We start from the raw sequence: 6,146 nt of genomic DNA on the forward strand, positions 1-6,146 counted from the left end.
TTCCGGCGCCCTCGACGACGGCCCCGGCCGCTTCGTCGCCTACCCCTGCCTCACCGGCCCAGAGCGCCGCTGCTATCGCCAGGACAAGGTTGCAGGTGGCGCCGATCGTTGGCGCCTCGGTGGAGGCCGCGGCGCCGCTGACGGCCGAGCTTCAGACGCGTGCCAGGCAGCGCGGCATCACGCTTGCCGGCAGCACCGACCAGACCGCCACGCATGTGCTGAAGGGCTATTTCTCGGCAATTTCGGAAGGCAGCGACACCACGGTCATCTATGTCTGGGACATTTACGACCCCTCGGGCAACCGGCTGCACCGCATCAACGGCCAGCAGAAGGCGCCCTCGGTCAAGGGCGGCGATGGCTGGACGGCCGTCGCGCCAGCGACCATGCAGGGCATCGCCGACCAGACGGTCGACCAGTTCGCCGCGTGGCTCGGTGGACAGGCCGGCTAGGCTGTTGCCGGCTTTCATCGCCTGCGACGTTTTTGATCTTAGCCGACGGATTCCCGATGACGAGGCTTGCAATACCGGCGCGGGCCGCTAAAAGCCCGCATAAAAGGCTCATGAGAGTCTGTTCGGTCTCTCCATCCTTCACCAGGAACGGTGCATGAAGCTTTTCGCGGGCAATTCCAACAGGGTGCTGGCCGAAGCGGTCGCTCGCTATCTCAACATCCCGCTGGGGAAGGCCAGCGTCCGGCGCTTCGCCGATCAGGAGATCTTCGTCGAGATCCAGGAGAACGTGCGCGGCGAGGATGTCTTCATCCTGCAGTCCACCTCGTTCCCGACCAACGATCACCTGATGGAACTGCTCATCATGATCGACGCCTTCATGCGTTCCTCGGCCCGGCGCATCACGGCGGTCATCCCTTATTTCGGCTATGCAAGACAGGATCGCCGCGCTTCCGGCCGCACGCCGATCTCGGCCAAGCTTGTCGCCAACATGATCACCCGCGCCGGCGTCGACCGCGTGCTGACGCTGGATCTCCATGCCGGCCAGATCCAGGGCTTTTTCGATATCCCGACCGACAATCTGTTCTCGGTCCCGGTGATGGCCCGCGACGTGAAGGCGAAATACAAGCAGCTCGCCAATGTCGTCGTCGTCTCCCCCGACATTGGCGGCGTGGTGCGGGCGCGTGCGCTCGCCAAGCGCTTCGATGCGCAGCTCGCCATCGTCGACAAGCGCCGTGAACGCCCGGGCGAATCGGAAGTCATGAACATCATCGGTGCGGTCGCCGGCAAGGATTGCCTGTTGATCGACGACATCGTCGATTCCGGCGGCACGTTGTGCAACGCCGCCGATGCACTGCTCGCCAACGGCGCCACCAGCGTCACCGCCTACATCACTCACGGCGTGCTTTCGGGCGGAGCGGTTGCCCGCATCAGCAGCTCGAAGCTGCAGGAACTGGTGATCACCGATTCCATCCAGCCGACGCAAGCCGTGCTCGACGCGCCCAACATCCGCGTCATCTCGATCGCCGACCTGATGGGCGAGGCGATCTCGCGCACCGCGACCGAGGAATCGGTGTCGAGCCTGTTCGACTAGACCATTGCGTTTTCCGGTCTGGCCGGGCCGCTCAGCCGCCGCACTCCCTCCCCGGCATCGCGCGCGCCGCGCATATAGCCGCGTGGCGAGGCGCCCAGCATGCGCTTGAACATGGTGATGAAGGCCGGCACGCTGTCATAGCCGAGGTCGAGCGCTACCCTGGTGATCGGCTCGCCGTCGGCAAGCCTGGGCAGCGCCGCGAACAGGCACGCCTGCTGGCGCCATGTCGACAGCGACAGCCCGGTCTGGCGATGGAAGGCGCGGGTGAAGGTACGGCGGCTCATGCCGGCGGCGTTGGCCCATTCGTCGATCGTCGCATGCGGCGAGGGTTCGGCGACGAAGCGCCGGCAAAGCGCCGCCAGTTTCGGATCCGACGGGAACGGCAGGCCGAGCGGCCGTTCCGGCAGGTTCGGGATCTCATGCAGCAACAGGCCCATGATCAGCCCGCCGCGCCCTTCCAGTTCACCCCCTTGCGGCAGCTTTTCCGATTCCACGATCAGGCTGTGCATCAGCTCGGTGATGCCGACGACGCGCAGTCCCTCCGGCAGGCCGGCAATCGCGTTCGGCATCACATAGACCGAACGCATCGAGACATCGCCCAGCATCTCGACGGAATGCTCGATCCCGGCGGGGATCCACATCGCGTGGTCGGGCGGCACCATCCAGCGCCCGTGTTTCGTCGTCACCAGCACGACGCCGACCAGCGCATGCAGCAACTGGCTGCGGCTGTGGCGATGCAGTGGCACGTGATAGCCGTCGGGATATTCGGTCGGCAGCGCCACCGCTGGGCCGACAGCCTCCTCCAGCCACTGCCAGCGGCTCTGGTGCAGCCGGCCGAGTTCGGCGGCATCGCCCTTGAAGACTTCCCTGCCATGCGGCATTGGCAATGGCCCACTTGCGAAACTATTGGACCAAACCACGAAAGAAGTCGCTTTGCAACCATCCTATAAGGCTGCCTGCGGATCGCCGCCAGGAAGACCACGGAGCATGCCTTGACCGACACCACAGCCACCGCCGTCGCCACTCCGGCGCCGGCCAGCCACACTTCGGCGCAAGCGACGGCCTTCACCGTCATTCTTGCGGTGAGCTTCTGCCATTGCGTCAACGACATCATGCAGTCGCTGCTGTCGGCCATCTATCCGCTTTTGAAAGACAATTACGGCCTCGACTTCTGGCAGATCGGGCTTTTGACCTTCACCTTCCAAGTGACGGCGTCGCTGCTCCAGCCGCTGATCGGCGCTATCACCGACAAGCGGCCGATGCCCTATTCGCTGCCTTGGGGCATGGCCTCCTCGCTGATCGGACTGGTCGTGCTCGCACATGCCGGCCACTACTGGCTGCTGCTGATCGGCGCCTCGCTGATCGGCATCGGCTCGGCCATCTTCCATCCGGAATCCTCGCGCATCGCCCGCTTCGCGTCGGGCGGCCGCTTCGGCCTCGCCCAGTCGCTGTTCCAGGTCGGCGGCAATTTCGGCCAGGCGATGGGGCCGCTGCTCGCTGCCTTCATCGTCGTGCCCTTCGGCCAGACCAGCATCTCCTGGTTCGCCGTCGGCTCGCTGATCGGCATCATCGTTCTCTGGCAGGTCGGCGGCTGGTACAGCCGGCTGCGCGCTTCGCTCGCCAGCCGCAAGCAGGCAAGCCTCGTCTCGCCCTTCCCGCGCCGCAAGGTCATGTGGGCGCTGGCCGTGCTGACCTTGCTGGTGCTGACCAAGAACGCATACATCGCCTCGATCTCCAGCTACTACACCTTCTACGCCATCCATAAGTTCGGCGTTTCGGTGCAGATTTCGCAGGTCATGCTGTTCCTGTTCCTCGGCGCCTCGGCGCTGGGCATCCTGCTCGGCGGCCCGTTCGGTGACCGTTATGGCCAGAAGGCGATGATCTGGTTCTCGATCGTCGGCGTGCTGCCCTTCACGCTGGCGCTGCCCTACGCCAACCTCGAATGGACGATGGTGCTGACGGTGCTGATCGGTCTGATCCTGTCGTCGGCCTTCTCCAACATCGTCGTCTTCGCGCAGGAACTGGTGCCTGGAAGGGTCGGCATGATCGCCGGCATCTTCTTCGGCTTCGCCTTCGGCATGGGCGGCATCGCCGCCGCCGTGCTCGGCGTCCTGGCCGACATGAAGGGTATCGACTTCGTCTACCAGGTCTGCTCGTATTTGCCGCTGCTCGGCCTGCTGACGGTGTTCTTGCCGAACATGAAGGAAGCGCGGAAGGCGGAAGCGGCGACCCGCTAAGGAACCGCCGATCTTCGGGACTCGACGTGAGCTCGTGGCAGTTGCCACGCGCTCATGGATTCTCTCTCCACACGCCAGGCGAAAGCCTGTTAGTGTTTGAAACGTGTGCGCGACATCACGAGACGTAGCGCGAACGCCTTCAACTTGAACTAAGGTGCCGGGCTCAGCGCCCGATCGGTGCGCTGCGCTACGAGCGAGATGAGGCAATCTGTAGTGTCCAGACTTAAAGACAAGGTCGCGCTGATTACCGGCGGCACCAGCGGCATCGGTCTGGCGACGGCGCGGCGCTTCATTGAGGAAGGCGCTCGTGTCGCCATCACTGGCACCAACACGAGCCGTCTCGAGGAGGCCCGCAAGATTCTTGGCGGCGATACGTTTGTCATCGCCGCCGACGCCGGCGATGTTACGACGCAAAACGATATCGCGCGACAGATCGGAGAAACCTTCGGCAGGCTCGACGCCGTCTTCCTCAACGCCGGCATCGCCGATCTACGCCCGCTCGATGACTGGACCGAGGCGGCGTTCGACAGGAGCATCGATATCGACCTCAAAGGCCCGTATTTCCTGATCAAGGCGCTGGTGCCGCTGCTTTCGAACCCGTCCTCGATCATCCTCAGCGGCTCGGTCAACGCACATATGGGAATGGCCGGGACACACGTCTATTCGCTCGCCAAGGCCGGCATGATCTCGCTCGCCAGAACGCTCTCCGGCGAACTCATAGGGCGCGGCATCCGCGCCAATGTGATCAGCCCGGGTCCGATCGACACGCCGCTCAACGACAAGCTCGGGCTGGATCCCGAAGCGGCGAAGGCGCGCGCCAAGGCGGTGGTCGGCCTGGTGCCTGCCGGTCGTTTCGGGACCGCCGAGGAAATTGCCAACGCAGTGGTTTTTCTCGCTTCGGACGAATGCCCGTTCATCGTCGGTGCGGAAATTCTGATCGACGGCGGCTTGAGCATCGCCTGATATCGGCACGGCCTGACGCAAGAACACCCGCCAGATGGCGGGTGTCTTGTGTTCCGAAAGGCCTTACGCCTTGAAGAAGGCCAGAAGGTCGGCGTTGATGATGTCGGCATGGGTCGTGGCCATGCCATGCGGAAGGCCCTTGTAGACCTTGAGCTCGCCCTTCTTGAGCAGCTTGATGGCCAGCAGCGCGGAGTCCGCGATCGGCACGATCTGGTCGTCGTCGCCATGCATCACCAGCACCGGCACGTCGATTGCCCTAAGGTCCTCGGTGAAGTCGGTTTCCGAGAATGCCTTGATGCAGTCGTAGTGCGCCTTGGTGCCGCCCATCATGCCCTGGCGCCACCAATTGTCGATGACGCCTTGCGAGACTTCGGCGCCGGGACGGTTGAAGCCGTAGAACGGGCCGGCCGGAACATCGCGGAAGAACTGGGCGCGGTTGGCGGCCTGGGCGGAGCGGAAGCCGTCGAACACCTCGATCGGCAGGCCGCCGGGATTGGCCGCGGTCTTGAGCATGATCGGCGGCACGGCGCCGATCAGCACCGCCTTGGCGACGCGGCCGCCAGCACCGTATTTGGCAACGTAGCGGGCCACCTCGCCGCCGCCGGTGGAATGGCCGACATGGATGGCGTTCTTGAGGTCGAGATGCGCAGCGAGTTCGGCGACATCGGCGGCGTAAGTGTCCATCTCGTTGCCGGTATCCGTCTGGGTGGAACGGCCATGGCCGCGCCGGTCATGAGCGATGACGCGATAGCCCTTCGAAAGGAAGAACAGCATCTGGGCGTCCCAGTCGTCGCTGCTCAACGGCCAGCCGTGATGGAAGACGATAGGCTGGCCGGCTCCCCAATCCTTGTAGAAAATCTCGGTTCCGTCCTTGGTGGCGATCGTGCTGCTGCCGGGCTTGGTCATCTCAATCTCCATTGATTATTTTCGCGATAATCAATATCGCGACAACAATGTGGTTAGCGCAGATCGAACCCCTTGTCCATAAGAAATATGTATCGCGATATCATTTTTCGTGGTAAACATTGAGAAATGCTCAGTCGGCAAAAGGAATTCGCCGTGCCTCTCCCGTTGGACAATCAGCTCTGTTTCGCCCTCTACGCCACGAGCATGGCGATCAACCGCACCTACAAGCCCATGCTCGACGAGATGGGGATTACCTACCCGCAATATCTCGTGCTCAACGCCCTGGGAGAGGCAGATGGCATGTCGGTCGGCGCGATCGCGCGCAGGCTGGCGCTGGAATCGAGCACCGTGACGCCTCTGGTCAAGCGCATGGAGCAGGCCGGTCTTGTGAGCCGCCAGCGCAGCCATGCCGACGAACGCCAGGTGCAGGTCGATCTCACCGTGGCCGGCCGGGCGCTGCTCCCTCAATGCACCTGTCTGGGTGAACCGCTCCTCGAGCGC

Annotated in this window: 7 protein-coding genes; 5 read left to right on the forward strand and 2 right to left on the reverse strand. The window is 63.7% G+C overall.

The annotated features are described in order from the left end of the window. Both EN742_RS20740 and EN742_RS20745 read left to right on the forward strand, forming a co-directional pair. A partial coding sequence (locus EN742_RS20740; protein WP_128333218.1) for a hypothetical protein occupies positions 1 to 449 on the forward strand: 449 nt, incomplete at its 5' end. Positions 450 to 603: 154 nt separating this feature from the next. Beyond that, complete coding sequence (locus EN742_RS20745; protein ID WP_126058686.1) at positions 604 to 1,539, forward strand: ribose-phosphate pyrophosphokinase; 936 nt, start codon at positions 604 to 606, stop codon at positions 1,537 to 1,539. Here the strand turns inward: EN742_RS20745 and EN742_RS20750 are convergent. Then, positions 1,536 to 2,420, reverse strand: a complete 885-nt coding sequence (locus EN742_RS20750) for a helix-turn-helix transcriptional regulator (protein WP_126058685.1) — start codon at positions 2,418 to 2,420, stop codon at positions 1,536 to 1,538. The genes EN742_RS20745 and EN742_RS20750 overlap by 4 nt on opposite strands. A gap of 111 nt (positions 2,421 to 2,531) precedes the next feature. On the opposite strand from EN742_RS20750, the gene EN742_RS20755 reads away from it, so the two are divergent. Both EN742_RS20755 and EN742_RS20760 read left to right on the forward strand, forming a co-directional pair. Then, on the forward strand, positions 2,532 to 3,776 hold the full coding sequence (locus tag EN742_RS20755) for an MFS transporter (RefSeq protein ID WP_189375492.1): 1,245 nt from the start codon (positions 2,532 to 2,534) through the stop codon (positions 3,774 to 3,776). A gap of 213 nt (positions 3,777 to 3,989) precedes the next feature. Next, positions 3,990 to 4,739: an SDR family oxidoreductase gene (locus EN742_RS20760; RefSeq protein ID WP_127421011.1), complete on the forward strand. Its 750-nt coding sequence runs from the start codon at positions 3,990 to 3,992 to the stop codon at positions 4,737 to 4,739. A 63-nt stretch (positions 4,740 to 4,802) separates the two neighbouring features. On the opposite strand, the gene EN742_RS20765 is transcribed toward EN742_RS20760, so the two are convergent. Next, a complete protein-coding gene (locus EN742_RS20765; RefSeq protein WP_126058682.1) occupies positions 4,803 to 5,645 on the reverse strand; it encodes an alpha/beta hydrolase in 843 nt (280 codons plus the stop codon). A 153-nt stretch (positions 5,646 to 5,798) separates the two neighbouring features. Between EN742_RS20765 and EN742_RS20770 the strand changes: the two genes are divergently transcribed. Beyond that, positions 5,799 to 6,146, forward strand: a 348-nt coding sequence (locus tag EN742_RS20770; protein ID WP_148670173.1) for a MarR family transcriptional regulator, incomplete at its 3' end; no start/stop codon positions are given.

Origin of the sequence: Mesorhizobium sp. M4A.F.Ca.ET.020.02.1.1 (assembly GCF_004022645.1) — a bacterium.
Taxonomy (GTDB): Bacteria; Pseudomonadota; Alphaproteobacteria; order Rhizobiales; family Rhizobiaceae; genus Mesorhizobium.

Bases quoted from the DNA above. Each gene is read 5' to 3' on its own strand.
- EN742_RS20745 (WP_126058686.1), top strand. From the start codon at position 604: ATGAAGCTTTTCGCGGGCAATTCCAACAGGGTGCTGGCCGAAGCGGTC.
- EN742_RS20750 (WP_126058685.1), bottom strand. From the start codon at position 2,420: ATGCCGCATGGCAGGGAAGTCTTCAAGGGCGATGCCGCCGAACTCGGC.
- EN742_RS20765 (WP_126058682.1), bottom strand. From the start codon at position 5,645: ATGACCAAGCCCGGCAGCAGCACGATCGCCACCAAGGACGGAACCGAG.